Origin of the sequence: Sorangium sp. So ce128, assembly GCF_051525245.1 — a bacterium.
GTDB classification, from domain to species: domain Bacteria; phylum Myxococcota_A; class Polyangia; order Polyangiales; family Polyangiaceae; genus Sorangium; species Sorangium cellulosum_B.
Genome location: NZ_CP150313.1, coordinates 10,304,503 through 10,331,445 on the forward strand (window position 1 = coordinate 10,304,503; position 26,943 = coordinate 10,331,445).

Annotated in this window: 20 protein-coding genes; 10 read left to right on the plus strand and 10 right to left on the minus strand. The window is 73.0% G+C overall.

Going from position 1 to position 26,943, the window contains the following annotated elements; translation table 11 throughout:
* Positions 1-36: 36 nt before the first annotated feature.
* From WME82_RS39010 to WME82_RS39025, 4 genes are all read right to left on the minus strand, one after another.
* Positions 37-2,496, minus strand: a complete 2,460-nt coding sequence (locus WME82_RS39010) for an endonuclease MutS2 (RefSeq protein WP_438039466.1) — start codon at positions 2,494-2,496, stop codon at positions 37-39.
* Positions 2,496-4,433 (minus strand): sigma 54-interacting transcriptional regulator, encoded by a 1,938-nt coding sequence (locus WME82_RS39015; protein WP_438039467.1) that lies wholly within the window; start codon positions 4,431-4,433, stop codon positions 2,496-2,498. The genes WME82_RS39010 and WME82_RS39015 overlap by 1 nt, the downstream gene beginning before the upstream one ends.
* A 50-nt stretch (positions 4,434-4,483) precedes the next feature.
* On the minus strand, positions 4,484-5,542 hold the full coding sequence (locus WME82_RS39020) for a hypothetical protein (protein WP_437741592.1): 1,059 nt from the start codon (positions 5,540-5,542) through the stop codon (positions 4,484-4,486).
* 82 nt (positions 5,543-5,624) lie between these two features.
* A complete protein-coding gene (locus WME82_RS39025; RefSeq protein WP_438039468.1) occupies positions 5,625-6,623 on the minus strand; it encodes an NAD(P)H-dependent glycerol-3-phosphate dehydrogenase in 999 nt (332 codons plus the stop codon).
* Positions 6,624-6,739: 116 nt separating this feature from the next.
* Here WME82_RS39025 and WME82_RS39030 point away from each other — a divergent pair, with 116 nt between their 5' ends.
* The 3 genes from WME82_RS39030 to WME82_RS39040 all read left to right on the plus strand — a co-directional run bounded on the left by WME82_RS39030 (position 6,740) and on the right by WME82_RS39040 (position 10,972).
* Positions 6,740-7,813, plus strand: a complete 1,074-nt coding sequence (locus tag WME82_RS39030; RefSeq protein ID WP_438039469.1) for a hypothetical protein — start codon at positions 6,740-6,742, stop codon at positions 7,811-7,813.
* A 231-nt stretch (positions 7,814-8,044) separates the two neighbouring features.
* Positions 8,045-9,505, plus strand: a complete 1,461-nt coding sequence (gene lepB, locus WME82_RS39035) for a signal peptidase I (RefSeq protein ID WP_438039470.1) — start codon at positions 8,045-8,047, stop codon at positions 9,503-9,505.
* Positions 9,506-9,802: 297 nt separating this feature from the next.
* Positions 9,803-10,972 carry a zinc-binding dehydrogenase gene (locus WME82_RS39040; RefSeq protein ID WP_438039471.1) on the plus strand — a complete coding sequence of 390 codons (1,170 nt, stop codon included), beginning with the start codon at positions 9,803-9,805 and terminating at the stop codon, positions 10,970-10,972.
* A gap of 5 nt (positions 10,973-10,977) precedes the next feature.
* Here WME82_RS39040 and kbl read toward each other — a convergent pair whose 3' ends face one another.
* Complete coding sequence (kbl, locus tag WME82_RS39045) at positions 10,978-12,168, minus strand: glycine C-acetyltransferase (RefSeq protein WP_438039472.1); 1,191 nt, start codon at positions 12,166-12,168, stop codon at positions 10,978-10,980.
* 287 nt (positions 12,169-12,455) lie between these two features.
* Here kbl and WME82_RS39050 point away from each other — a divergent pair, with 287 nt between their 5' ends.
* Both WME82_RS39050 and WME82_RS39055 read left to right on the plus strand, forming a co-directional pair.
* Positions 12,456-13,520 carry a hypothetical protein gene (locus tag WME82_RS39050; protein WP_438039473.1) on the plus strand — a complete coding sequence of 355 codons (1,065 nt, stop codon included), beginning with the start codon at positions 12,456-12,458 and terminating at the stop codon, positions 13,518-13,520.
* A 32-nt stretch (positions 13,521-13,552) separates the two neighbouring features.
* Complete coding sequence (locus tag WME82_RS39055; protein ID WP_438039474.1) at positions 13,553-14,965, plus strand: DUF4331 domain-containing protein; 1,413 nt, start codon at positions 13,553-13,555, stop codon at positions 14,963-14,965.
* Positions 14,966-15,001: 36 nt separating this feature from the next.
* Here WME82_RS39055 and WME82_RS39060 read toward each other — a convergent pair whose 3' ends face one another.
* Positions 15,002-16,057, minus strand: coding sequence for a hypothetical protein (locus WME82_RS39060; protein WP_438039475.1), 1,056 nt, complete (start codon positions 16,055-16,057; stop codon positions 15,002-15,004).
* Positions 16,058-16,236: 179 nt separating this feature from the next.
* Here WME82_RS39060 and WME82_RS39065 point away from each other — a divergent pair, with 179 nt between their 5' ends.
* Complete coding sequence (locus WME82_RS39065) at positions 16,237-17,598, plus strand: tetratricopeptide repeat protein (protein WP_438039476.1); 1,362 nt, start codon at positions 16,237-16,239, stop codon at positions 17,596-17,598.
* A 101-nt stretch (positions 17,599-17,699) separates the two neighbouring features.
* Here the strand turns inward: WME82_RS39065 and WME82_RS39070 are convergent, their stop codons facing one another.
* A complete protein-coding gene (locus WME82_RS39070) occupies positions 17,700-18,158 on the minus strand; it encodes a hypothetical protein (protein WP_437853070.1) in 459 nt (152 codons plus the stop codon).
* Positions 18,159-18,172: 14 nt separating this feature from the next.
* Here WME82_RS39070 and WME82_RS39075 point away from each other — a divergent pair, with 14 nt between their 5' ends.
* Positions 18,173-19,237 carry an endonuclease/exonuclease/phosphatase family protein gene (locus WME82_RS39075; protein WP_438039477.1) on the plus strand — a complete coding sequence of 355 codons (1,065 nt, stop codon included), beginning with the start codon at positions 18,173-18,175 and terminating at the stop codon, positions 19,235-19,237.
* A 43-nt stretch (positions 19,238-19,280) separates the two neighbouring features.
* Here WME82_RS39075 and WME82_RS39080 read toward each other — a convergent pair whose 3' ends face one another.
* Both WME82_RS39080 and WME82_RS39085 read right to left on the minus strand, forming a co-directional pair.
* The gene (locus WME82_RS39080) at positions 19,281-19,994 is read right to left on the minus strand and encodes a hypothetical protein (protein ID WP_438039478.1); all 714 of its coding nucleotides are present in this window, start codon (positions 19,992-19,994) and stop codon (positions 19,281-19,283) included.
* A 190-nt stretch (positions 19,995-20,184) separates the two neighbouring features.
* Positions 20,185-21,189: a polysaccharide deacetylase family protein gene (locus WME82_RS39085; RefSeq protein ID WP_437913072.1), complete on the minus strand. Its 1,005-nt coding sequence runs from the start codon at positions 21,187-21,189 to the stop codon at positions 20,185-20,187.
* A gap of 470 nt (positions 21,190-21,659) precedes the next feature.
* On the opposite strand from WME82_RS39085, the gene WME82_RS39090 reads away from it, so the two are divergent.
* The gene (locus WME82_RS39090; protein ID WP_438039479.1) at positions 21,660-22,214 is read left to right on the plus strand and encodes a hypothetical protein; all 555 of its coding nucleotides are present in this window, start codon (positions 21,660-21,662) and stop codon (positions 22,212-22,214) included.
* On the opposite strand, the gene WME82_RS39095 is transcribed toward WME82_RS39090, so the two are convergent.
* Positions 22,180-22,920, minus strand: a complete 741-nt coding sequence (locus WME82_RS39095; protein WP_438039480.1) for a ComF family protein — start codon at positions 22,918-22,920, stop codon at positions 22,180-22,182. The two genes, WME82_RS39090 and WME82_RS39095, sit on opposite strands and share 35 nt — an antisense overlap.
* 153 nt (positions 22,921-23,073) lie before the next feature.
* Here WME82_RS39095 and WME82_RS39100 point away from each other — a divergent pair, with 153 nt between their 5' ends.
* Together WME82_RS39100 and WME82_RS39105 are read left to right on the plus strand one after the other, a co-directional pair.
* A complete protein-coding gene (locus WME82_RS39100) occupies positions 23,074-26,007 on the plus strand; it encodes a GYF domain-containing protein (protein WP_438039481.1) in 2,934 nt (977 codons plus the stop codon).
* Positions 25,998-26,846 carry a hypothetical protein gene (locus WME82_RS39105; protein WP_438039482.1) on the plus strand — a complete coding sequence of 283 codons (849 nt, stop codon included), beginning with the start codon at positions 25,998-26,000 and terminating at the stop codon, positions 26,844-26,846. Before WME82_RS39100 ends, WME82_RS39105 begins: the two co-directional genes overlap by 10 nt.
* Positions 26,847-26,943 lie beyond the last annotated feature (97 nt).

Genomic DNA, 26,943 nt, shown 5'->3' on the forward strand with positions numbered 1-26,943 from the left:
CGTCACGGCGCGCTGTCGCTCAGGCGCGCGCCTCGCTCACCACTTCAGCCAGGCGACCGTCACGCCGTCACCGCCCTCGCTCGGGCCGCCCGGCCGGAGGCGCGCCACGTAAGGGCTCCCGCGCAGCGCCTCGCGGACGGCATCGCGCAGGGCGCCCGTGCCGTGCCCGTGGACGAAGAACGTGACCTTGCGGCCCGCGCCGAGCGAGCGGTCGAGGAACTGCTCGGCCATCGCGACCGCCTCGTGCGCGCGCAGGCCGCGGAGATCCACGGTGTTGTCCGCCGTCTGGATCGGGACGTCGGGGTCGGCGGCAGCGTCCAGATCGACGCGGCGCTGCGGGGGCGCCGCGGCGGCCGGCGGCGCGCCGGTGCCGCGCAGCTCGGCGATCGAGGTCGTGAGCTTGAGCGAGCCGGCGGTGACCCGCAGCTGGCCGCCCGAGAGGACCTCCACCACCTCGGCCTCGGCCCGCAAGCGAGGTACGTAGACGCGGGTGCCGACGCGGATGGCGGCCGGATCGATCGCCGGCCGCGCCTGCGGCTCGTCCTTCGGGCGCAGCTCGAGCTCGCCGCCGATCGACGTCTTCTGCCCCACCGCGTCCATGGCGCGAGCGGCCGCGCGCACGTCCTCCTCGGTGGGCTTGCCGCGCAGGCGCGCCTGCGCCGCCTTGAGGTCCTCGCGCGCGCGCCGCAGGCTGGCGAGCAGCGCCTCCCCCTCCCGCGTGATCACGCCGCGCTCCTTGTCCCGGAGCCGCTCGATCTCTGCCTCGAGCTCCCGCCGCTTCGCGCGGGAGGCGGCCGCCTCCCGCTCGGCGTCCTCGCGCGCGAGCTCGAGCGCGCGGCGCTCGGCGGAGAGCTTCTCGACCATCTGCTCGAAGGTGACCGCCTCCTTCGTGAGGAAGCGCTCGGCCCGCTCCAGCACGGCGCCCGGGATGCCGAACCGCCGCGCGACCGCGAGCGCGCTCGAGGCGCCGGGCACGCCGACGACGAGCCGAAAGGTCGGGCTCATGGTGGCGAGATCGAAGCCGACCGAGGCGTTCTCGAAGCGCTGATCCCCGAGCGCGAGCGCCTTGAGGCCCTCGTAGTGCGTGGTGCTGGCGACGGTGCCCCCGCGCGCGCACAGCGCGTCGAGCACGGCCGCGGCGAGCGCCTCGCCCTCGCGCGGATCGGTGCCGCCGGCGAGCTCGTCGAGCAGGACGAGCGCGCCGGGGCGCGTCTCGCCGAGGATCCGCCCCAGGTTTTTCACGTGGGCGCTGAAGGTCGACAGGTTCTTGTGGAGGTTCTGCTCGTCGCCGACGTCGGTCAGCACGACGTCGAAGAGCGCGACGCGAGAGCCCTCCCCGGCCGCGACCGGCAGGCCCGCGCGCACCATCAGCGCGGCGAGCCCGAGCGTCTTCAGGGCCACGGTCTTGCCCCCGGCGTTCGGTCCGGAGACGATCATCGCGCGGCCGGCGCTCATCGCGAGGTCGCTCGCGACCACCTTCACGCCGTCGAGCGCGAGGAGCGGGTGGCGGCCCCCGATGAGCTCGATGGAGGTCGGCCTCGATCCGCCCTCCGAGGCGCCCCGTCCGGCCCCGAAGGCGTCCTCCGGGACGTCCGGGAAGGTGAGGTCGAGGTCCTCCGCGAGCCGCGCCGCCGCGGCCCGCACGTCGGCGTGGGCCAGCGCGCGGGCGGCGGCCGCGACGCTCTCGACGTCCTCGGCCACGCGGGCGGTGAGCGCCGCGTAGATCGCCTGCTCCTCCCGCGCGACCTCGGCGTCGACCATCTTCATCCGGTTGCCCGTCTCGACGAGCACCCGGGGCTCCACGAACACGGTGGCGCCGCTCGCGCTCGTCGCGTGGACGATGCCGGGGAAGCGCTCGTGCGCGTCGGATCGCACCGGCAGCACGTAGCGCCCGTCGCGCTCCGTCCAGTACCGGTCCTGGAGGATGTCCTCGTGCTTCTGGATGAGGTCCTCGAGGCGCCGGACGAGCCGCTCGCGCACCGCGCGCCGCTCCGCGCGAAGCGCCTCCAGGCGAGGCGACGCGCGATCGGCGAGCGTGCCGTCCGGATCGAACGCCGCCGCGAGCTCGCGCGCGACGGCGTCGAGCTCGGGGTCGGTCGCGCACGCGGCGTGGAGCGCGGGCGCGATCTGACGCCGGTTCTGCAGGTACTGCCGCGACGTCCGCGCGGCCTCGAGGAGGCCGAGCACGGCGCGCAGCTCCTCGTTCGCGAGCGCCGCGCCGATGCGGGCCCGATCGAGCGCGTCCTCGAGCTCCGCGACGTCGCGCGCCGGCACCGGCTCCCCGGCCCGGGCGAGCTCCACCGCCTCGCGCACCTCCGCGAGCGCGGTGAGGGCCTCGGCGCGCGTCGACGCGAACGGCAGGGCCCGGGCCAGCCGCTTCCCGCCCCGGGACGCGCATCGCTCCGCGAGCGCCTCGAGGACGCGATCCCACTCCAGGTCGGCGCGGGTCTTGGTGGGACAGGGATCTGCGAAGGGCCCTTCGGGGTTGTAGTCCATCACGCTTCGGTCGGATCGCGGGCCACGCCGCCGGCCCCGCTCGGCATCGGGTTCTGCTCCTTCTCGAGGTAGCGGAAGATGGTGCGCGGGTCGACGCCGAGGTCGCGGGCCGTCTGCGTGCGGTTGCCGTTGTTGCGCTCGAGCGCCTCCAGCACGTACCGCCGCTGGAACTCCTCCTTGGCCTTCTCCAGCGGCATGACGGCCGTCTCGGCGCCCGGGCCGAGATCGAGGTCCTCCACGGCGAGGAGCGCCTGGTCACAGAGGACGAGCGCCTTCTTGATGCGGTTCTCGAGCTGCCGGATGTTGCCCGGCCAGGGGTACTTCTTGATCGCGGAGAGCGCGGCCGGGCTGAAGCCTCGCACGGCGCTGCCGAGCTCGTCGGCGTACTTCGAGAGAAGGACCTTGGCGATGATGAGCACGTCGTCGCCGCGCTCGCGGAGCGGCGGGAGCCACAGGTTCACGACGTTGAGCCGGTAGTAGAGATCCTCCCGGAAATTGCCGGCGCGGATCTCCTCCTCGAGGTTCCTGTTCGTGGCGGCGACGATGCGGATGTCGACCTTCTCGGGCTTCGAGTCGCCGACGCGGAAGACGACCCGCTCCTGGAGCGCGCGGAGGAGCTTCACCTGGAGGTTCAGCGGCAGCTCGCCGATCTCGTCGAGGAACAGCGTGCCCTTGTCGGCGACCTGGAACTTGCCTGGGCGGCTGGCGATGGCGCCGGTGAAGGCGCCCCTCACGTGGCCGAAGAGCTCGCTCTCGATGAGGTTCTCGGGGATCGCGCCGCAGTTGATGGTGACGAAGGGGCCGCCATCGCGCGGGCTGCGCCGGTGCAGCTCCCGCGCGATGAGCTCCTTCCCGGTCCCCGTCTCGCCCGTGATGAGCACGCTGATGTCCGTCGCCGCGACCTTCTGCAGCTTGCGGAACACCTCGAGCATCGACGGGCAGGCGCCGATGATCTCGCCGAACTTCTTGTCGTGCAGCTCGGCGACGAGCTTGGCCTTGTCGGCCCTGAGGGCGTTCAGGAGCATCGCGTTCTGGAGGATGAGCGAGGCCTGGGACGCGAAGATGCTGAGCAGGTCGAGCTGGGCGCGGTCGAAGAGGTGCTTGATCTTGTCGTTGCCGACGTAGAGCGCGCCGATGATCTGGCCCTGCGACAGGAGCGGCGCGCACATCACGCTGGAGAGCTTCATCGCGATGACGCTGTCGCTCCGGCCGAACTGCGTGTCGGCGAGCGCGTCGGAGACGATCACCGGGCGGCCCGAGACGATGACCTGACGCACGATGCTGTCCGAGATCCCCCCGGCCGCGTCGGTGATGGCCTCCTTCCGGATGTTGCGCGACGCGCGCACCGCCAGCTTGCGATCGCCGCCCGCGGCCGGAGCGCCGCCGCAGACCGCCGTGTCGGCCGCCGCCTCCGCCCCCTCGAGGAGCAGGAGGAAGCCCTTGTCGGCGTGCGTCAGCTCGATGACGTCGTCGAGCATCGCCTCGAGGAGCTCGTCGACGCTGCGCCGGTTGATGAGCTTCTCGCTGAAGGCGAACAGCTTGCGGACGCCGGCGAGCTCCGACGAGCCCTGCAGCGGCGCGGGCCGCTCCGCCCCGCCGTCGCTCGCCGGGAGCCGCTCCTGGACGGTCGGCGCCTCGGCGAACATCGAGAAGCCGACCTCGACCGTGCCGAGCTGGAGCCGGTCGCCGTGCACCAGGCGGGCGCGCCGCTTCTTCTTGCCGTTGATCGCGATCTCCCCGTCGCGCTCACACTCCTCCAGCACGAAATCGCGTCCGTCGAACACGATCTGCGCGTGATGGTCCAGCACCCCTGCCCCCGCGACCGCGACGTCGTTTCCGAGCGCCTTGCCGATCGTCGTGACCGGTTTGTGGACGCTGTACAGGCGTGGCGCGCCCTCGGAGGCGAAATACTTCAGGGTCGGCATCGAGGGCAGCATAGCAGGCGTGCCGCGGCCTCATGCAGCCGTGTTGGACGGCACACCGCGGCTTACCAGAGCTCTCCGACGACGACGGCGCCGAGCCCGCCTCGATAGGGCGTGAGGCTGCCGCCGAGCACGCGCGCGAACGGGGGACGGCCACGATCTTCCTGGTCGTCCAGGGCGACGGAGGCGCTCGAGTCCGGCCTCCCGAGGAACAAGGCGCCCGCGACGAGGCCGAGGGTGCCCGCCGCGCCCTGGGCGATGAGGCCGCGGCGGGGGTCATGATCGCTCCCGATGTACGCGAGGTAGATGGGCAACGACACCACCGTGCCGATGCCGAGCCCGCCCCACATCCACGCGAGCTGGTTCCACGAGGGCGTCCACGCGACGGACAGGCCCACGGCGCCCGCGGTCGCGACGTTGAACCCGATGAGGCCCCCGAGCGAGATGCTGTCGTTCGACTCGCTCCAGTCGCCGTTGCTGGCGGCGGCCCCGAACGCGCTGCCGATGAGCGAGCCCCACACCGCGCCCGAGGCGACGAGCATGTTGGTCTGCGGCTTGGGCCGGAGGAGATAGTAGAAACCCCAGCCCGCCGCGCCGCCGACGGTGGAGCCGATCACCTCGGCGGTCGCGAGCCCGAGGAAGCCCCACTCCTTGCCCTTCCGGGCACTGACGTACTGGTAGGACGCGATGCCAAGCCCCTCGCCCGCGCCGATCACCATGCCCGTGGCGATCGCGGACGGCATGCCGCGCGGCATCGGCGGCGAGTCGAGGAAGTAGACGCCGACCGGCGCCGCGACGCCGAGGAGCGCGGGGGCGATGAACTGCGCGCCGGGATCGTCGATGCCGGCGAGCGCGTCGATCCAGATACCGGTCCCCACGCCGTAGGCCACGGAGGTGGCGTAGAGGTAGCCGACCTCGAGCGGCGTCGATTTGGGCTCGCTTTTCTTCTGCGGGGCGTACCCGTAGCCGCCGTACTGGCCTCCGTACCCGCCGCCGTACTGACCGCCGTACGCGCCGCCCTGCTGACCACCGTAGGGCGGCGCGCCGTACTGGGCAGCGGCCGTCGAGCTGACGCTCGACAGGAGGAGCGCGGAGAGGAGACTCACGAGAGGTCGCGTGTGCATCGCGCCGCCACTTTACACGCTCGCGAGAGGCGAGGCGCGCGACGGCGCGAGAAAGCGCCTTCCCGCGAGCCGGCCCCGCGTCTCACTCTCTCGTGAGGGCGCGGGTCATGAGGTCCACGACGGCCTGCTGCGGCGGCTTTCCCTCGTACAGCATCCGGTACACCTCGACCGTAATCGGCGCGCTCACGCCCAGCTTGTCCGCGAGGTCGTGCGCGCTCTTTGCGGTCTTCACGCCCTCGGCGACATGGCCGAGGCCGGCGAGGATCTCGTCGAGCTTCCGTCCCCTGCCCATCTCGATCCCGACGGTGCGGTTGCGCGACAGCTCGCCCGTGCACGTGAGCACCAGGTCGCCCATCCCGGAGAGGCCCGCGAGGGTGAGCGGGTTCGCCCCCTTCGCCGCCGCCACGCGGCCGATCTCCGCGAGGCCGCGCGTGATGAGGCCGGCGCGCGCGTTGTGGCCGAAGCCGAGGCCGTCGCAGATGCCGGCGGCGATGGCGATGACGTTCTTGAGGGCGCCGCCGACCTCGACGCCCACGACGTCATCGGACGAGTAGACCCGGAACCTGTCGGTCGCGAACATGCGCTGCACCGCGTGCGTCTCCCGCTCGCTCCTGCCAGCGACCACGACCGTGGTCGGCTGGCCGGCCGCGACCTCGCGCGCGAAGCTCGGGCCCGACAGGTACGAGAGCCGCGGCTCGGCCTCGCGCCCGAGCTCGTCGACCAGCACCTCGCTCATCAGCATCAGCGAGTCGTTCTCGATGCCCTTCGTCGCGCTGCACACGAGCGCGTCGCGGGGGATGTGGCGCCCTGCCTCCCGGACGACCTCGCGCAGCGCGTGCGACGGGACGACCACGACGGCGAGCTCCGCGCCGCGGAGCGCGTCCTCGAGATCGCCCGTCGCCCGCAGGCTCGCGGGCAGCTCCACGCCCGGCAGGTACCGGTCGTTGTGGCGCTCGCGGCCGATGCGCTCGGCGAGCTCGCCGTGGTGCGCCCAGAGCGCGGTGGGGTTGCCCTTGTCCGCCAGCAACTTCGCCAGCGCCGTCCCCCACGCGCCGGCCCCGATGACTGCGACGTTCGCCATGGCAGTGACCCTATCACCACCCGCGCGCGGGGGCCGACGGCGGCGCGCCTCACGGCGCGCGGCTCGACCCGCCGGCGCGCCGCTCGACCCGCCGGTGTTTCGACTATGCTGCGCCCATGCTCTTCCGCACCGCCGCGCTGCGCGCGCTCGGCCTCGCGCTCTGCCTCTCGCTGCTCGGAACGGTGTGCGGCGCATGCGGCCAAGGCGCGCTCGGCGTGATGCCTGGCGTCGTGAACGATCCGGGAAACCTGTCCCTCCGCAGGGCCATCCTCGCCTTCGCGACGAGCCAGCTCTGCACCGAGATGCGGAAGCGGAGCGTGCCGCTGCGCCTCCGCGACGAGGATCCGGTGACGGGCCGGTTCTACCCGGGCTCGTGCGTCGCCCAGGAGCTCGCGAACGGGCACCTGTTCCTCCAGTTCGGGGGGAGCGGCGTCGTCTGGACGAACCTGACGAAGCGCATGAGCTTCGATGCGAGCGCGGCCGTCGAGTACGACCACGACTTCCTGATGGATGGCGACACGATGTACGTGTACTTCCGCCAGCGCTCGACGACGGCGGCGAGCTTCACGACCAAGCTCATCGAGCAGCCCGCCGCGATCTCGCTCGGCGGCGTGTCGCTCGCCCAGGGCAGCGCGTACGCGAACGCGCTCGGCGCCCAGCTCCTGAAGACCGAGATCGCCCGGGGGTTCACCGTCATCCGCGACGACGACGGCGCCGTGCAGTTCGGGCTCGGCATCATCGAGAAGGGGAAGCGGCCCGACGCGCCGTACGAGCGCCGCGACAACGGCAAGCTGCTCCTGGCAAACGAGCGCACCGAGGTGCACCAGGAGCAGCGCGATATCATCGGCCCGCTGGAGATCGCGGGCAGCGACGAGGCCCTGACGCTCACGGTCGCCGTCGAGGGCGCGCCCGGCGTGGACGTCATCCTCGTGCCTCGCGGCACCGGGGAGCCGTGGCTCCAGGCGTACCTGACGCAGCCCGCGCCGGCGCCCCTGACAGCGGCGGCCCTGCTCGACGAGCCGGTGTACTCCGGCGCCCCCTGGCGGCGAACGGTGCCGCTGCCCAAGGGGCAATACTACCTGGTCATCGACAACACGAGCGCCGCAGGGCGGACGCAGCCAACGACGTACGCCCGCGACGACCGCGCGGCCCTCGTGAGCTACGCCGTCGAGGTCGGAGACGCGCCCTGACGAGGGCGAACGAGGGGCGAACGAGGGGCGAACAAGGGCAACGAGGGCGAACGAGGACACGCGGGCGACGACGCCGACGGACCGCGCGTCGCCCGCCACGCCTGCGCACTTGCCGCGGCGAGGGGCGGCGTATACATAAGCTCTCTCTTGCCGCCGCGCCCCGATGATCAACCCCAGAGCGTCCCGTCGGTCGCGGCCAGCCGGCCCGCAAGCTCGGAGTTCAGACCCTCGATGAGGGGAAGCGCGAGCTCGGAGCCCCGCGCCAGCGCGGCCAAGTCGACAGGCGGCGCAGATCCGCGCTCGACTGGCAGCTCTCCTCCGCCAGGGGGCAGGGACGGCCGGGCGCCGCTGCGCTTCCTGTTCCACCTCGTGTGGATCTGCATCGTTCCCTTCGCGCTCGCGGTCCTGAACGTCTGGCTGCTCACCCCGCCGGCCGAGGGAGGGAGCTCCCAGCCGCTCCGGGTCTTCGTCGGCGAGCAGCAGATCCCGGCGGGCATCGTGCTCTTCACGATCTTCGCGATGATCCTCTGGCGGTTCCGCCACGAGCTGCCGTTCGCTTCGGCGATCGGCGTGGGCGGCCGCCGGGACATCCCCCCGAAGGCGCGCGCTCGCTTCGAGGACGCCGCGGCGCTGCTCGAGGAGGCCCACCGGATCCTGCGCGGCCGCAAGCGTGACGTCGAGCGCGAGCTGACGAGCGGCGAGCGTGAGCAGGTGACGCAGGCGATCGCGGCCCTCGAGCGCGCGATGAGCGCCGAGACGTTCGACGCCGACGAGTTCGACGCCGCCCACAGCCGCGCCGATCGCGCGGTCGGCGAGCACCTCGGCCGCTGGCGCAAGGGCGAGATGCGCGAGTACGCGGAGTCGATCGGCATCGCCGTCGCCGTCGCGCTCCTCCTGCGCGCCTTCGTCGTCGAGGCGTTCAAGATCCCGAGCGGCTCGATGATCCCGACCCTCATGGTCGGCGACCACATCTTCGTCAACAAGTTCACCTACGGCCCGCTCATCCCGTGGACCGACCAGCGCCTCTTCCCTCGCCTGCCGCCGTCGCGCGGGGACGTGATGGTGTTCAAGTTCCCCGAGAACAAGGAGCAGGACTTCATCAAGCGGACGATCGCCATCCCCGGCGACACGCTGGAGGCGATCAACGGCCGCCCCGTCATCAACGGCTGGCTCGTCCCCCACTGTCACGTCGGCCCCTACCACTACGAGGGCCGGCAAGCGGAGCTGTTCGTCGAGTACCTCGGAGACAAGTCGTACTTCACGCTCTACGAGAAGAACCCCGACGGGATGATGTGCGTGGAGAGCGACGACTGCACGCCGGGCTCCTCGTGCCGGGGCGGCATCTGTGGCGATCTCCAGGGCCCCTTCAAGGTGGCCGCCGACGAGGCGTGGGTGATGGGCGACAACCGCAACAACAGCCACGACTCGCGCAGCTGGCGCGGCGGGCTCGGGGCGGGCGTGCCCTTCGATCACATCAAGGGACGCGCGATGTTCGTGTGGATGAGCTTCGGCCCCGGCGGCGGCATCGCGCAGGATCGCCTCTTCGTGAACGTCATGGGGCGCCCGAAGCTCCCCGGCGCCCACGAGGCGACCCTGCACGACGGCCTTGAGAAATGCCTCCGCGAGCGGCCCCCCGTCTCCGAGACGACCCCGCCGCCCCCGCCCGCGCGCCCTCAGTCGAAGCGCCGCTGAAGCCGCGCCGGCAGCGCGTGGGCGCGCAGCCTCCCCGACAGCGCGTGGGCGGTCTTGTCTCCTCGAGGTCGACGCGGCGAGTCATCCGGTCCAGGGCGACGGAGCAGACGGTGCGCCCGGGGCGCCGCGGGATCGAGCCGAAGAGGCCGAGGAGAGACGCCGGAGACGGGAGCAGCCCGAGCGCAATTTTCTGATGGGCGGTCGCTCGTTCACGCGCCACGCTTCCCATGCCCGAGGCGCCCGTGCGCCAGCTGCGTGAGCTGCGTGCGCCTCGAACCCCGAACAGGAGCCAGGTGCATGAGCGACGCGATGTGGGCGCTGACGTACAACCGCGAGAAGCAGCCGTGGGAGTCCACCGTCGGGCTGTCCAAAGATCAGGTCGAGCGCCCGGCGATCGACGAGGCCAGGGACTACCACGACCGCGCGAGCGTCCTCGTCAAGCCGATCATGACGGGCTTCTGCGGCTCGGATCGCGGCATCTGGTTCCGCAGCGCCTTCAAGGACATGATCCTCTCGTCGCTCGATCGCGATCGGAAGGCGACGCGCACGATCGGCCACGAGCTGCTCGGCCGCGTGGTCGACCTCGGGACCGACGCGCGCCGGTCCTTCGGGCTTCAGATCGGCGACATCGTGTCGACCGAGAGCCACATCGCCTGCGGCGCTTGCTACCAGTGCCGCGTCGGCGACACCCACGTGTGCGCGGACGACAAGATCATCGGGATCAGCGAGGATGGCTGCTTCGCCGAGCTCGTCAAGCTGCCCGCGAAGAACCTCTGGCGCACCGACATCGCGAGGATCCGGCCCGAGGTCGCCGCGGTGCAGGAGCCGTTCGGCAACGCCGTGCACGCGTGCACCAAGGTGAACCTCCGCGGCAAGCGCGTGGCCATCTTCGGCTGCGGCACCATCGGCCTGTTCGCGATCGCGATCGCCCGCGCGATGGGGGCGATCTACGTCATCGGCGTGGAGCCGGCGGAGCGGAACGCCGAGATGGCCCGCCGCCTGGGCGCCGACGCGGTCCTGCGCCCGCACCGCGCGAGCCCGGAGCGGCCCCACGCGAGCGATCCCGAGCTGACGGAGCGGGTCCGGAAGCTCACCGACGGCGTCGGCGTCGACGTCGTGCTCGAGATGAGCGGCGTGAACAGCAGCGTCAACAACGCGATCCACGCGGCGAGGCGCGGGGGCGACGTGATCCTCTTCGGCCTGAAGAGCGGTGACGCGGTGATCGAGAACTTCGACCGCCTCATCGTGGACGGCATCAGCCTCCACAGCGTGATCGGCCGGCGCATCTTCGAGACGTGGCACATCACGCGCCACCTGCTCGAGTCGCGCGATCCGAACATCCACGACCTCATCTGGGAGGTCATCCTGAACCGGGGCGAGGGGACGGTGTTCGACTTCGAGGGCTACGACGCGGCGGCCTTCCAGGAGGCGATCTCGAGCCACCCGAAGGTGATCCTCCGCTACTGAGCCGCTCAGGCGACGACGCCGAGGCGCCGGCCGACCCTCAGGAAGGCGTCGATCGCCTGATCGACGTGCTCGGGCTCGTGCGCGGCGGAGAGCTGCACCCGGATGCGGGCCTCGCCCTTCGGCACGACGGGGTACGAGAAGCCGATGACATAGATGCCCTCGGCGAGCAGCGCCCTCGCCATCTCGTTCGCGAGCTGCGCCTCGCCCAGCATGATGGGCACGATCGGGTGGATGCCGGGCTTGATGGTGAAGCCGGCCTGCGTCATCCCCTGCCGGAACCGGCGCGCGTTCTCCATCACCCGCGCGCGCAGCGAGGGCTCCGCGTCGATGAGATCGAACACGGCGATCGAGGCGCCGGCGATCGCCGGGGCGAGCGTGTTGGAGAACAGGTACGGCCGCGATCGCTGCCGGAGCAGGTCGACGATCGGCTGCCGGCCGGTCGTGAAGCCGCCGCTCGCCCCGCCCAGCGCCTTGCCCAGGGTGGAGGTGATCACGTCGACGCGGTGCATGACCCCGCAGAGCTCCGCGGTCCCGCGCCCCGTCGGCCCGATGAACCCGGTCGCGTGCGAGTCGTCGACCATCACCATCGCGCGGTACTTGTCGGCGAGATCGCAGATGGTGTCGAGCTTCGCCAGGTACCCGTCCATCGAGAACACGCCGTCGGTGGCGATGAGCCGGAGCCGCTTGCCGGCCGTCGCGCGGAGGATGTCCTCGAGGGCGGCCATGTCCCCGTTCGGGTAGCGGTGCCGCTCGGCCTTGCAGAGGCGGATACCGTCGATGATCGACGCGTGGTTCAGCGCGTCCGAGATGACGGCGTCCTCCTCGCCGAGGAGCGTCTCGAAGAGGCCGCCGTTCGCGTCGAAGCACGACGAGTAGAGGATGGCGTCCTCGGTGCCGAAGAAGCGGGCGATCCTGGACTCCAGCCGCCGGTGAAGGTCCTGCGTGCCGCAGATGAAGCGCACGCTGGAGAGGCCGAAGCCGTGCGTGTCGATTGCCTCCTTCGCCGCCGCGATGACCGCCGGGTGCGACGACAGGCCAAGGTAGTTGTTCGCGCAGAAGTTGAGGACCCCAGCGCCACCTTCGGTCCGGATCACCGGCCCCTGCGGCGTCGCGAGGATCCGCTCTTCCTTGTAGAGACCCGCCGCACGGATGTCCTCCAACGCCCGTACGTACAGTGACCGAGCGACATCGAACATGACGTCGTTATAAAACGGGGCTGTCGGCCGGTCGACGGGGGAACGCCGTCCGGACACCCAGGGCGGCGCTGCTCATGGGCCTGAGCGCCAGCAGGCGACCCCGGACACGGGAGGCAGGGTGCACGCGGCTTTGTCGCGCGCAGCGCGGCCGCGGCCTACTCGATCCGGGAGGCACGTGGCAGAACGGGCAGCGTCCAGCGCCGCGCGATCGCCGTGCGGCTCGCGTCGCGTGCCAGCGCGCGCCGCGCGAGCCGAGCGCACGAACGGCGCCCTCGGGAGGAGCAGGCATGACGGAAGCCAGGGGGGACTTCCGGCGAAGCGCCGGTGTGCTGTGTGCTGTCGCGTCGCTCGCGGCCGCCGCGAGCAACCCGGGCTGCAGCCGCGCGGAGGATCCGCCCGGACGGACCAGCGCGGGCTCCACCGGCGGAGCGCCAGGCACGACCGCGGCGAGCGGAACGGGAGGCGGGGGCGGCGCGGGGGGTGATGCTCCCTATGCGGCTTTGCCGCTCGTCCCGGCGATCGCGTTCGACGCGACGCCGGATGTCGCCGGGGCTTACGTGTACTTCACCGGTCTTGGCGCGGACGGCAGGGCCGGCGTCTTCAGGATCGGCGCGCAAGGCGGCGCGGGCGCCGCCGAGATCGCGGCCGGTCCGCCGCTCGTCGCGCCGCTCGGGATCGCGACGAGCGCGGACGGCGGTCGCGTCTTCGTGGCCGACCCAGGCGCGGGCGGCCCGGCGCTCGACGACGCGGGCGCCCTCTTCGCGATCGACTTGCCCGGCGGCGCCGTCGCCCCGATCGACGGCGGCGAGGGGCTGCGCGCGCGCGGCCTCGAGGTCGCCCGCGGCGCGGACAACGAGGAGCGGATCATCTTCTCGGGGCGCGATCGCGACGATGGCCAGCCCGGCGTGTTCTCGCTGCCGGCGCGCGGCGGCGAGGTGTCGGCGCTCGCCAAGGGGAGCCCGCTCGTCGACCCGAGCGGGATCGCGGTCGCCGGCCGGGGCGACGTCTTCGTGTGCGACCCCCTCGCGAGCCCCGACAAGACGGCGACCATCTTCAGGATCGAGGACGGCTTCGTGAGCCCGTTCGCGACCGGGCTCCACGTCGGTACTCCGTGCGGCATCGCGCTGACGCGCGACGACGCGGCGCTGCTCGTGCTCACGCGCGACCCGACCCGAGGCGCCGACGAGGTCGTGTGGATCGAGGTGGCGTCCGGAGCGCGCTCGGCGACGACCGCTGGCGCGCCTGGCCACGACGAGCCCGGGGGGCTGCACCGGGCGAGGGGCGCCGACGTCTTCGCGTTCGTCGATCACAGGGCCCAGGAGCAAGGCTCGGTGTTCCTGCTCAGGCAATGAGCCGCAGAGGAGCGATGGAAGGACCCGCACGCATGATCCACCGACCGTCGCGCGCCGTCGCCGTCTTCACGGCGTCCGTCGCGCTCAGCGCGCCCAGCCTCGCCGCAGCGTCGAGCCACCGCGAGGCGCCGGCCATCGCGAGGGATCCGGCCGCCGATAACACCGACCTGTACGCGTGGGTGGAAGGCGGCAACCTCGTGATCCTCGCGAGCTACATTCCGCTCGAGGAGCCCGCCAGCGGGCCGAACTTCCACGGCTTCTCGGACGACGTGCTCTACGAGGTGCACATCGCGCGCGGGCCGTCGAGCCTCGAGGACGCGCTGACCTATCAGTTCCGGTTCTCGACCAGGCCGTACGTGGCGGCGGATCCGGCCGGGCACACGCCGCCGCCGAGCGGCGGCAACGAGTTCTTCTCGCAGCTCGCCGGCGGAGAGCAGACGTACACCGTGACGAGGATCGAGGGCGGCGCGTCGACCGTGCTCCTGAGGGACGCCCCGGTCGCGCCGCCGAACATCGGGAGGAGGACGAACCAGCTCGCCTACCGGATCACCGGCGGCGGCTACCCGGCCTTCGCAATGTCCTCGAAGTTCCTCAAACAGATGGCGGGCGGCGCAGGGCGCGCCTGGGCCGGGCCGCGCGACGACGGGTTCTACGCGGATCTCGGCCGCGCGTCCGATCTGGCGGGGCTGTGCCCGCTCCTCGCGGCGCCGAACCCGTCGTGCACCGCGCGCGACAACCTCGCCGGCTTCAACGTCCACACGCTCGCGCTCGAGCTCCCGCTCGCCGCGGTCAACGGCGGCGCGGAGCCGACGCCGGGGCCGAGCGACCGGCAGACGCTCGGCGTCTGGGCCTCCGCGAGCCGCCGCAAGGTGCGGATCCTGCGCGCGAACGGCAAGGAAGATGGCCTCGGTCCCTGGGTCCAGGTGTCGCGTGTCGGCCTGCCGCTGATCAACACCTGGATCATCGGCCTGCAGGACAAGGACAAGTACAACCGCGCGCACCCGCGCGACGATCTCGCCAACTTCGGAGCCTACTTCCTGAACCCGATCCTGGTGCGGGACGCCGAGTTCGCCGGGCTCTACCAGGCAGGCCAGCCCCTCGCGGCCTTCGATCCCGAGGCGCTGAAGCAGAGCCGGACCGACCTCATCGACGCCTTCAACCTGAAGCCCGCGAGCCTCGGAGGGCACAGCCTGGAGACCGTCGGCGACGTGCTCCGGATCGATCTGGGCATGCCGTCGGGCTTCCCGAACGGCCGCGCGCTGGTCCCCGGCGCGGATCACGAGCAGACCGACGTCACCGACGCGCTGCTCACGCTCGTCCTGACCGGCGCGCTCGGCGCGACGGCGGGCGACGGCGTGGGCGCGAACGACGCGCGGTTCCTCCCGGCCTTCCCTTACCTCGCGACGGCCTGGGAGGGCGCGACCCAGGGCCACTTCCGGCCCTGAGCCGCCCGGCGTGGCGCAGCGCGCGCAGCTCGCCTGTCACGGCGCAGCGCACCGCATCCCGCACACGCCGCGTGCGGCGCCCCCGCGCGCTCGTCGAACACACGCGGCGCGGCACTCGCCGTCGCGCGTGCAGGCCTCGCCCTCGGCCTTCGGCGCCGCGCAGCGCCCGTCCACGCAGCGCGCGCCGGCCGCACAGAGCCCGCCGAGGCAGGCGGCGCCGGCGGGGGGCAGCGCCGCCTCGCTGCAGCGCGCGTCGACGCAGCGGCGGCCCCTCCCGCAGGCCGCGTGGGCATCGCAGCGGCCGCCGAGCGGGACGTCGTCCGCGCACGCGCGCCCGGCGCAGTGGCCGCGGCACTCGGGGTGCGCCTCGGCGTAGCGCGTCTGCCGGGTGACCGCGGCCAGCGCGTCGACCGAGAGGCCGCAGGGCCCCGCGGCGCGCGGGGCGCGGCAGGTGCCCGCGTCGGTGGGGCCGGCGCCTTCGCAGCGCAGCCCGCCCGCGCACTCGAGCGACGACCGGCACCGGGCCCCCTCGTCGAGCGCGCCCCGCACGATCCCCTCGCATGCGGGCGGGACCGGGGCGGCGAGCGGAGAGACCCAGTCGCACCCATCGAGCGATCGTTCCATCGCATCGACGCAGCGGCCCACTTCGTCGGTCGATAGCGTCACCGCCCGCGCGCGCACCGCGACGCTCAGCGCGCGCGCGCACTCGGCGGCAGCCTGGAAGCCCGCGGCGCCGCCGCAGCACGCCGCCTTGCGCCGCGCGGGCAACGCATGAAGCGCGTCGCATAGCCGGGCCGCGAGCGGCTCCGGCGCGCCCTCGGCCTTCCCGTAGACGGGGGTGATCTCGTCGCCCGGCAGGTTCTCCGCGGGCCCTGCCGGCGAGGGCGCCGCGGTCGCATCCGCCCCCGGCGAGGGCGCCGCGATCGCGCCTGCCTCCGGCGAGGGCGCCGCGGCCGCATCCACCCCCGGCGAGGGCGCCGCGGTCGCGCCCGCCTCCGGCGAGGTGCGGCGAGCACACGCGGCGCAGAGGTGCACGATCAGCGCCGCGGCGCAGAGCCGCTGCAGGCGGTGGCCATCCGTCTGGACAGGCAATGCGATCTCCTCCGCGCTGCGCGCTGCTGGTCGATCGAACGATGCGCTGGAGCGGCGAGCTTGCCGGCGCAGGCCGGCGAGGCAAGCTCTTTCGCGATCGGATCGAGCCTGTGACGCCCCCGGGTGAGCCGCGGCGCGCCCAGGGCGGAGCTCCAGCGCGAGGGGAGGTGAGCGCTCCGATGCTGCGACGAACGGGTTGCCTCTTCGCCTGCGCTGCCCTGAGCGGAAGCCTCGGTTGCACCGAGCGCCCGCGCGCCGAGGCCGTCCCCGCCGCGACGGTATCGACCGGGCGCGCCGCCGAGGCGCCGGCGCCCTCGAGCCTCGACGCGGCGCGCGCGCTCGCGCTCGCGGCCCCAGCGGGCGCGAGCGCTGTCGATCGCGAGATCGAGGCGCTGTCCCGACGCCTCGCGACGGCGCCCGGCGGCGCGGATCTCTGGAGCGCGCTCGGCCACGCGTGGCTCCGAAAGGCGCGCGCCTCGGGTGATCCGTCGCTCTACGGCCGAGCTCACGCGTGCGCGGAGGTCGGGCTCGCGCTGGCCGCAGGAGATCGCGCGTCGCTCAACCTGCTCGGCCTCGTGTTGATCCACGAGCGCAGGTTCACCGAGGCGCGCGACGCGGCGGAGCGGGTCCTCTCGCGGGACGAGGGCGACGCGCTCGCGCTCGGGACGCTCAGCGACGCCGCCCTCGCGCTCGGCGCCTTCCAGGTCGCGGCGCACGCGGCGCAGCGGATGGTCGACCAGCGGCCCGGCCTGCCGTCCTACGCGCGGGCCGCACACCTGCGGTGGCTCCAGGGCGACGCGGCGACGGCGAAGCGGATCATCCGCCTCGCGATCGACGCCGGCGACCCGGGCGAACCCGAGGCGCTCGCGTGGACCCTGACCCAGGCGGCCATGATGTTCTGGCACGAGGGCGACCACGACGGCGCAGACCTGGGCTTCGAGCGGGCGCTCGCCGCGCAGGCCGGGTATCCGCCGGCGCTCGCCGGCAGGGCGCGCGTCGCGCTGGCCCGCGGCGCGTGGGGCCGCGCCGTCGAGCTCCTCGAGCGGGCCCACCAGCAGAGCCCGGACGCGGAGACCGCGTGGCTGCTCGGCGACGCCAGGATGGCTGCAGGCGATCACGCCGGCGCAGCGCGGGCCTACGCCGGCGCGGTCGACGCGGGGCAGCGGTCGGACCGCCGGACCCTCGCGCTGTACTACGCGACCAAGGGCCTTGAGCGCGACGAGGCGCTCCGCCTCGCCGACGCGGAGCGCGCCGTCCGCGCAGACATCTACACCGAGGACACCCACGCCTGGGCGCTGTACCGCGCGGGCAAGCTGGCCGAAGCGCGCGCGGCCAGCGACAGGGCGCTGGCGCTCGGCACGAGGGACGCGCGCTTGCTCTACCACGCCGGGGCGATCCGGATCGCCCTGGGGGACGTGGCGCGCGGCGAGCGGCTCGTGCGGGACGCGCTCGATCTGAACCCCGGGTTCGACATGACAGGGGCCGCCGAGGCCGAGCAGCTCCTCGCGCGTCGCAACGCCCCCCGCGGCCCGGCGCGCTGACGGCCTGATCGAGGAGCAGCGCGCCAGGCGCGCTGAGGGTGAGCTCGCGAGGCGTGCCTTGTGGTGAGAGCTCGCGAGTCCGGCCGAGCGGGGACTCGACCTCAGGTGTCGTATTTCACCGTCGACGGGACCACCAGTGGTGGAGGAGCGATAGCGGGTTGCGACGGCGCCGGGGCGGGCTCATCAATGGGGCCCGAGCCTGGCTGGCTCTTGGGTGGCTGGCCATGGAGCTCCCGCAGCCGAGCGGGCGCGGGCTCGATCGCTGTCGGGGCCTCATCTCCTCCCGGCTCGCCCTGCGCGATGGGGGGCACGCTCACCGCGGGCGGCGGCGGGACGAACATCCTCGGCACCTGGATCGAGCGGGCGATCGACGCGACCTCGGGGAAGCTCATGGCCATCCGCTCGACAAACGCCGCACGGGCCGCATCATCGGGGGCGCTCGCCGAGGCCTTCGCGACCCGCAGCGCCGACCAGAGCTCGTAATACCAGGCGGAGAGGGAGGCATGCGCTTCCAGCAGGTCACGAATGGTATCCTCGGAAACGATGATGTTCTTGCCCATGGGCGAGAGGATACATGACCGAGCGACGCCTCCCACCTCGTTCGAGCGGCCCAACACCGGCGGAGCGGGTACCGGACCCGACCTCGACACGCGCGGCGTCCGGCGCTCTCCGCGGCCCCGGGACAACGCGCGACGACGCCACGTCGCTCAGGATCGTCACCTATAACGTCCGCTACTTCGGGCACGGGACGCGGGGCATCGCCTCGACCAGCGCCGCCATCACCCGGATCGCGACGACGCTCGCGCGGATGTCCCCGCTGCCCGATCTCGTGTGCCTCCAGGAGGTCGAGACCCAGTCGCTGAGGTCCTCGACGATGAACCCGCGCTGGCACCCGGAGGAGACCCAGCTCGATCGCCTGATGACCGAGCTGCACGCGGCGCTGGCGCAGGCAGAGCGGCGCGAGCGCTACGTCGCCTACTACTTCCCCGCGCACACCTACAGGCTTACCTCGCGGACGAACATCTACACGACCGGGCTCGCGGTGCTCGCGCGCGACACATTCCACATCGGACACCACAACGCGGAGCGCCCGCACGACATCACCCATCGGCGGGGGGTCAAGAGCCTGAAGCAGACGCGCATCTGCGCGCACGTGTCGTTCGAGCACGAGAGCGGGCAGAGCTTCGATGTGTTCAACACCCACCTCAGCCTGCCGAGCGTGTTCTCGCGGGAGTTCTGGACAGGCGATGCGCGGATGGGGTTCGGGCCCAATCAGATCGAGGAGGCGAGGGTGCTCGCCGATTTCGTCCGGCGCGAGCGCCGGAGCGACAACTTCGTGGTGGTCGGCGACTTCAACTCGCTGCCAGGCTCGCCGGTCGATCGCTTCCTGCGCGAGGAGATCGGCTTCGTGGACGCGTTCGCCAAGGTCCGCTGCCTCTCCGAGACCGAGGCGCGCGCCTTCCCGACGGCCGGCTTCATGAACCTCCGCATGCACCTCGACCACGTCTACTCGTCCGAGCGCCTCCAGTGGCTGGACTTCACGGGCACGCACCCGTTCGGGCACAGGGGCGCGTTCGCAGGGCTGTCCGATCATGTCCCCCTGATCGCGCGCTGCCGCCTGCCGGGCGCCGCCGGCTGACCGCCGCGCGGCGCCGCCGCCCTGAGCGCGGCGCGGCGGCCGGTCACCCCGGCAGCCAGAGCAGGTCGTCCATGATGGGCTCGAGGCACGCGGAGATCTGGGGGCCGAGATCGCCGCCGCACGCGAGCTTGCCGAAGCAGGCGCGGACCTCGTGCCGGCCGCGGCTGTTCATCGCGCCGATCGCTCGCTCGAGCTGCGGGCCGAGGCCGTCCTCCAGGCTCTGCCGGCAGGTGTCGTAGTCGAGGTCTCCGCACCCCGCGAGGCGGCCGCAGAGGACGGCCATGTACGGCGCCAGGTCGGCGCGCGGGAGCGTGGTGGCCGTCATGGCCTCGGAGCCGCAGCGGCTCACCTCCTCCGCATAGGCGGCGGTGAAGGGATCGCCCTCGAAGCGCCGCAGCGCTGCCAGCGAGCACTCCGAGGTCGCGCGGAGCATCTTCGGCGAGGCCATCGTCGTCATCTGCGTGCACTGCTCGAACTTCGGCCAGCCCTTCGCCTGCTCGGTGGCCCGCTGGTAGAGCGCCTCGAGGTACACGCACCAGGCGCGCTGGGCCTCGCGTTGATCGCGCTGCTCGACGCTCGCGCCCCGCGCGCCCTGCCCGTCGGGCGATGCCTGCGCGGGTCGCGCGGGCGCCTTCGCGGAGGCGGCGGGCGCCGGCGCGCCGCCGCATCCCGACGCGAGGGCCGCGGAGATCAGCGAGGCCGCGCCGAGCATGGAGACGGCGGCGCGGAAGCTGCGTTCATGGATTGTGCCTTTCACGGGAGCCCCCCCTTCGTCGAACAGGCTGCGCAGCAGCTTTCCTGGCCCATCGAGGCCACGCGCGTGCAGAACCGGCCCAGCGACGTGCACCTGCACAGCCCAGGCCACACGCGCGCCGGCCGAGGCGGCGTCGGGCGAGCGGAGGCGCTCGGGGCGCGCGGCGGCGGAGCGGCGCGCGGTCTTTGCTCGATCAGCGGCCAGACCGAGAGCCGGGCCGCTGGCCAATGAGCAGCTTGAGCTTGAAGAGCGCGCCGATCTGCCCGCGGTCCATGGCAATGCGCGGGAAATTCAGGGGGTCGAAGGACGAGAGCATGCAAAGGCCGGAGTTGTTGGTGAAGCCGATCTCGAAGCCGGCGTCCTTCACGGCGCGATGGAAGGCGCCGCACAGGCTGTATCCGACGGGGTACGCGACCGCGTACACGGCCTCGTTCAGGGCGTCGGAGAGCACGCGGCGGGAGCGCGCAAGATCGCGAGTGGCCTCTTCGGGCGAGAGCGTCTGGAGGACACGATGGCTGTGCGAGTGCGACTGCACGTCCATGCCCGCCCGGCGCAGCGCCCCGATGGCGTTCCAGTCCATGATCGTCCTGGTCGCGAGCGCGCGCTCCTCGCCGAGGTCGATCGACACCCCCGTGGCGCGCTCGATCTCGTCCCAGAGGCGCCCGATGTCGACCCCGGAGGTGTGCTTGATGGTCTGGCAGACGAGCATCGCCGCGGCGATCGGGTCGCGCAGCGGCTCGAGCACGAGCGTCGCTGGGTAGGCGATCTCGACGCGCGCCCGCCGGCACCGGTGCATGAGGAGCGCGACGCGATCCCACCAGAAGAGGCGGCCCCTGTCGGGGTACCCGGTGGCGATGAAGAACGTGGCCGTGACCCCCGCGCGCTCGAGGAGGGGCAACGCGACGTCGTGGTTGTCACGGTAGCCGTCGTCGAACGCGACCATGACGGGGTTCGGCGGGAGCTTCCGTCCCTTCGCGAGGAGCCGCACATCCCGGAGGGACACCACGGTGCCGTGCGTCTTGATGACCGCGAGCTGCTCCTCGAACTCGCGCGCGCTCACCTCGGCGACCCCCGGATCGAGCTCGTCCACCTCCGAGACGTCCGCGATGCGGTGGTAGGTGAACACGGAGAGCACGGGCAGCCGAAGCTTCGCGCGCAGCCAGAGAAAGCGATCCAGGAGCCCGAGGGTGTCGAGCACCCCGGCAGCCAGCACACGACGACCGCGTGGCAACCTCCTGCGAATCCACGTCAGTGGATGTGCGACGACGTACACGAATGTATTCCAGCACACATTCGACGTTCGTGCTTGCTCTCGAGACCGGCTCCGACGGCGAAGCTCCTGCGCTTCCGGCGGGTGGGCCGCCGACCGGGGAATCCGGCGCGGCAGTGATCCCGCTAAAGTGGCGCCCGATGTTCTCGACGGACGCCCCCCCGGACGCCCCCCAACCTGGGTCGGACGTACCTCAACCTGAGTCGACGGGCGCGGACGTACCTCAACCTGGGTCGACGGGCGTGGACGTACCTCAACCTGGGTCGGACGAGGGCCCCCCGTCGAAGCCGCCCTCCCCCGGACCTGGTTCAGCCCAGGCCCCTCTGTCGAAGCCGCTCTCGCCGCTCGGCACCGCTGGAGTTGCGCTCGCGACTGCAACCATCCTGTTTGCGCTGGGGGTGTACACCGTCGAGACGAGCCTGCCCGAACTGGCGGCGCGCAACCGAGCGTCTCGACCGGCGATCGTGGCCACCGGCAGTCCTGAAAGCATCACCGCGGTGGCTTCAAAGCAGGCGGCCGTCTCCGTGCAGCTGGCGGCCGCGCCCCCGGCGAGCGCGACCGACGCCACGGCGCAGCCAACGCCGACAGCATCCTCGACGCCGCATGCCGAGACGGCGGCACCTCCAGCACCACCAGCCACCGAGACGGCGGCACCTCCAGCACCACCGGCCACCGAGACGGCAGCCCTTCAACAACAGACATCCGTCGACGCTGCAGCGACGACTCCGACGACCCCGCGAAAGGGCCACGGCCTGCTCAAGCTCAACTCCTCCCGGAATGCGACCGTCTACGTGACGGGTGTGCCGGTGGGGCCCAGCGAGCGACCCGTCGAGGTGCGTTGCGGGCGCTTTTTCGTTCGACTCGGCGAGCCGACGCGCGACGGCACGCGATGGCTCACCGAGGGCAGGACCGTCCGCGTCAAGTGCGGTGTGCTGACGGAGGTGAGCTTCTGAGCTCGTCCGCCCCGCTCTCGGCGGTCGCGAGGACGAGGTAGGTCACCGAAGCTGCGCCCGCGCCGAGGAGCGCATCTCGACACGCCGCGAGCGTGGCCCCCGTGGTCGCCACGTCATCGATGAGCGCGACCCTCCGGCGCTGAACGCGCTCGGGCGCGTGCACGCGAAACGCACCTGCCACGTTCTGCAGGCGGAGATCGCGCGGGAGCTGCGCCTGCTGCGCGGTGGGACGGACACGGCAGAGGGCCCGTGGCGCGAAGGACACCGCGAGTCCGTCAGCGACGTGCGCGGCCAGCAGGGCGGCCTGGTTGTACCCACGCTCGGCGAGACGACGCGGATGCAGCGGCACCGGGACAATGAGGTCGACGCGCACCTCCGCATCGCGCGCCGCGCAGAGCATCAACCGGCCGAGCGGGCGCGCGAGATCCGGACGATCTCCGTACTTGAAGCGCCGGATACCTTCTGCAACCGCCCCGCCAAACGGAGCGAACGCGACGAGAGGTGCTCCCGCCGCGACGCGCGTGCCCGCTCCTCCTCGCGGCGCCCCCTCTGCGTAAGGCACGGAGGTCCGCGCGCAATCGGCGCAGAACACCGAGGCATCGGCGATCGGGGTGTCACAGCCCGCACAGGCCGGCGGGCTGAGCGTGCGCGCAGCGGCGGCGACCACGGAGCGGACTGCGGCGGCGAGGGCGCTGGAAAGGCTCATGAGCTACCAGCGCGATCTTCGTCGTGAGTGGACGTGCGGTTGCGTGGGCGCACGAAAGAAGATCTCTTTGCAAACGACGCGCGGTACGATCGCGATCGTCGTGGTTCACGTCCTGAAATTCCGGCGCTCTACCAGCTGGCGGAGGGGCCCCCGTTGAGCGCGTGGAGATGGACGGATGAGCGTGGCGTCCAGCGGAGCCTGAGCACCGCCGAGCTGCGCAGCGCGCTGGCTGCCGGGATCATTCCAGGCTCCACGCTCGTCTGGCGCAAGGGCATGGACGCCTGGGCGCCCGCGTCCAGGCAGCCGGAGCTCGCCGACGCCGCCCAGCTCCGACGCAAGCCCGAGGCGCGCACCGTTGCGCCCGAGGGGCCGGCCGCCGCGGTTGAAGAGGCCGCTCGCGAGGACGGCGCGGCGCTGGAGATCGAGCTCATCGAGGATCTGGGTCCGGCGCCCGCCCGCAGCGGTCAGCCCATCGGCCCGGCGCCCACGGAGAGGTCCTCGAACGGGCGGAGGCCCGCGGCGCCGCACGCGAGCCGGGCGACCACGCGACCGAAGCCGCCTCCCCTGCCGCCGCGCAAGCGAGAGTCCATGGCGACGCTCACGGGCGTCGAGGCGCCGGCAGACGCGCCGGCCAGCGGACAGAACGCGCCGATCGTCGTGCCAGCCGCGGGTGGAACGTTCGATGCGGGGGTCGCCCGCGCGATCACCCAGCTCCCCCGTTACGACGGCCCCTCGCCGGGCGACCAGGGGACGACCGAGATCCCGCGCGCGCCGAAGCTCCCCTCGGGGGCGGAGGACCCCGAGGAGACCTCCGCGGGTCAGCGCCCTGCCGCAGACACAGGCAGCGCCGCGGGCGGCGCCGGCGCGACGACGGACGGCGATGAGCCGGCGCCGCCGAGGCGCGCGGCGGGCGCTGCCGCGCCCAGCAGCCCGGGAACAGCGCCGAGAGCCGCGGGCGGTACGACGTCGCGCGCGGAGGCGAGACCACCCCGGCCGCCGCCTCTCCCCGTCGATCGCGACGCGGCGCCGGCGGGCGCTGCACCGCAGAACGATGGACGCGGCGGAGCGACGACCGGCGCGGATCAGGGCGCCGGCAAGCCGCTCTCGGCGACGCCACCGGCGCCGTCGAGCCCCGGCCGCGCCACGAAGCGCCCCGCGCCCACGGGGAAGCGCTCCGTGCCGCCGCCTCCAGTTCCGGTCCGGTTCCCCGCGGTCGCCGCGAAGCGGCCTGCAGGCCCGCGCGCGCCTGACGCGTCGGCTCAGACGGCGGCCGGCGCAAAGGCCCTCGTCCGTCTCGGAGCGCTCCCCGCGCCGCCTCCGCGCCCCCCTGCGGACGCGCCCCGCGCCACGCCCTTGATGGCAGCGCCCCCCGCGCCGTCGGCCCCGCTGGCGACGCCGACCTTGCCCCTCACTGCGCCGGCCGAACCTGCGCCTGTCACGGGCGCCGCCCCCACGGCGACGGCATCGCCTGGCTCTCGCCCTGCGAGCCCAGCGACGTCCACCGACGGCCCCTCGCCCCGCAGCGCCGAGGACACGCCGGCCGCCGACGGCCGCGATCCCGCGGCGAGCCGCGATCGCAGCGACGCCCCGGAGCCCTCCACCACGGTGCTGCGCCGCGAGAGCCCGGAGCTCCCCACGCCGCCCGTGCCCAGCGAGACGAAGCGCTCTCCTCTGGCCGCCGAGGCGCCGATGGGGCGCCGCGAGTACGCGACGATCCCGTCGGTCGGCGTCGGAGCAAGCGCGTCGCAGGGGCACCCGGCGATGCGCTCGTGGCCGGGGCTGTCGAACCCGCAGCGCAGCGCGACGGCTGCCGACGCGCTCCAGGCGTCGGGCCAGCGCTCGGATCGGGGCTCTGTCCCGGGATCGGGCAACGGCCCGCAAGCGCTCAACCCGCGCGCGCTCGCGGCGCGACGCGGCGACGGCAAGGGGCTCTCTGCAGCGGTGACCGTGCCGGTCTCGTCGCTCGTCGGCCTCTGCGGAGCGGCGGTGCTCATGAGCGTGGTCGCCTTCTTCGCGGGCCGCCGCTCCGTCACGACCGCGCGCCAGTCGCCGGTCGGGACGGCGCGCACGACGCTCGGCGCAGCGCAGGACGCTGCGCGCTCGGCGATCCCCGTCCCGCCGAAGCCTTGCTGGGTGGCGCGTCAGCCGCAGCCATGGGCGCCGCTCGTTGCGAAGAGCATCCCCTTCGAGGTCACGGCGACGAAGGGCGGCAAGCTCGTGGTGGGGTACGCGAAGAGCCCCATGGAGGCCGTCGGCCTCGAGATCGATCCCGCTACCGGGGAGCGGAGCGAGCGGTTCTCTAACCGAGAGGCCGCCGATATCGTGAGCATCTCGCCGGTCGAGGAGCGCTTCACCGTCCTCACGGCGGCGCAGCAGGCCATCCGCTCTCCCGTCAGCGTGCCGGGGCCGCGGTCGTTCGTCGTCGGTCTGGCGGACGGCGCTCTGGTGGCGGCCGATGCTCCCGACGCCGCCCCCTCCCCGCTCTGGCCGGTGCAAGGGGATGAGCCGCTCGAGGCGCCGCGCGCGCTCGCGGCGGGCGCCGGCGGCTACGCCGTCGCGTTCCGCCGCGAGAAGGCCGTGTGGGCAGGCTGGCTCGACGCCGAGCGCAAGCCCGTCGGCGAGCTCACCCGGGTGACCGGCTCCGGAGGCTCGATCGGCAAGCCATCGCTCGGATGGAACGAGCGCGCGCTCGCCGTCGTCTTTGCCGATCGGCCAACGGACGGGCGATGGGAGATCCGCGCCGGGCAGGCCGCTCCGGGGTCCATCCCCGGGTCGACCCAGGTGATCCCGCTCCCTTCCGGCGGCCCCGGGGGAGACGCCTTCGCGCCGGATATCGCGGGGCTCGGAGATGGACGCTGGCTCCTCGTGTGGACCGAGGGCCCTCCGGGGAGCCGCGCCATGCGCGCGCAGACCCTGGCCGCCAACTTCTCCCCGATCGGGGATCCGATCGCGCTCTCGCCGCCGGCCGGGAACTTCGGACAAGGCGTGCTCGGCGTATCGTCGCGCTCGGGTTACGTGGGCGTGGTGTTCCTCTCGAAGCCTGCCGCGAGCTACGAGCTCTGGGGGGTCATCCTCCAATGTGGGTGACGAGGCCGCCGGACCGCGCGAGCCGGATCCGCATGGCGGCGCTCGCGCTGCTGCTGGTCGCGCCGCACGCACCCCTGCTCGCCGCGTGCACCGCGCAGGTCTCGCTGCTCGATCAGGGACAGGCCCTGCGCACGGGCAAGCAGCCCTACGACGAGTTCTTCGAGGCCACCCGGGCGCTCCGCGATGAGTCGCTGAAGGCCGAGGAGCTCTCGAACGCGGCGCCGGCCGAGCTGTCGCGCGCGCTCGGGCTCGATCCGAAATCGGACGGCAAGGCGGCGCTCGAAGCGGCGCGCGCGCGGGCGGCGGAGCTCCGCGCGGCGGGCGTGCTGCTCCAGGTCGAGCTCGTGCCAGAGGCGCGGATCGTGAGCGCCCGAGGCGGGCGCTCGCTGGACGCGAAGGACAGGGACACCATCGCGGCGTTCGAGGCGTCCTTGAAGAGCTCCCTCGCGACGTCGAAGCAGCTCGGCGAGCTGTCGAACCGCGCCGCGGAGCTCGAGAAGAAGCGGGCGTCGCTCTCGGCCGCGTGGGCAGAGGCGCTCGCGGACGATCCGCAGCGTCGCGAGGTGAAGCACGAGCTCGAGGCGGCCGAGCGCGTGATCGCGGAGGCGGGCGCGGCCGCGGATCGACACGCCGGCAGGGCGTCGAAGCTCGCGCTCGATCTGGTGCTCGCCGTCGATTCGGGCGACGCTCCGGCGCGGCGGGGCGCGGCGAGCCGACCGCCGACGAGGCAACCCGCCGCGAGCGTGAAGGCGCCGCCGCGGCGCGGGAGCAGCACGGGGGCCGCCCCGAAGCCGCCGAAGCCACCGACGTCGCACGGCGAGGACGATTTCGATCCCTGACGTCGCTCGCATGGCGCGCGGCGCGCGAGCTGACCCCGCCGGACGCCGGGGCCGCCGGGGGGGAGCGGTGCCGCTTCCCCACTTGTCCGACGCGCAT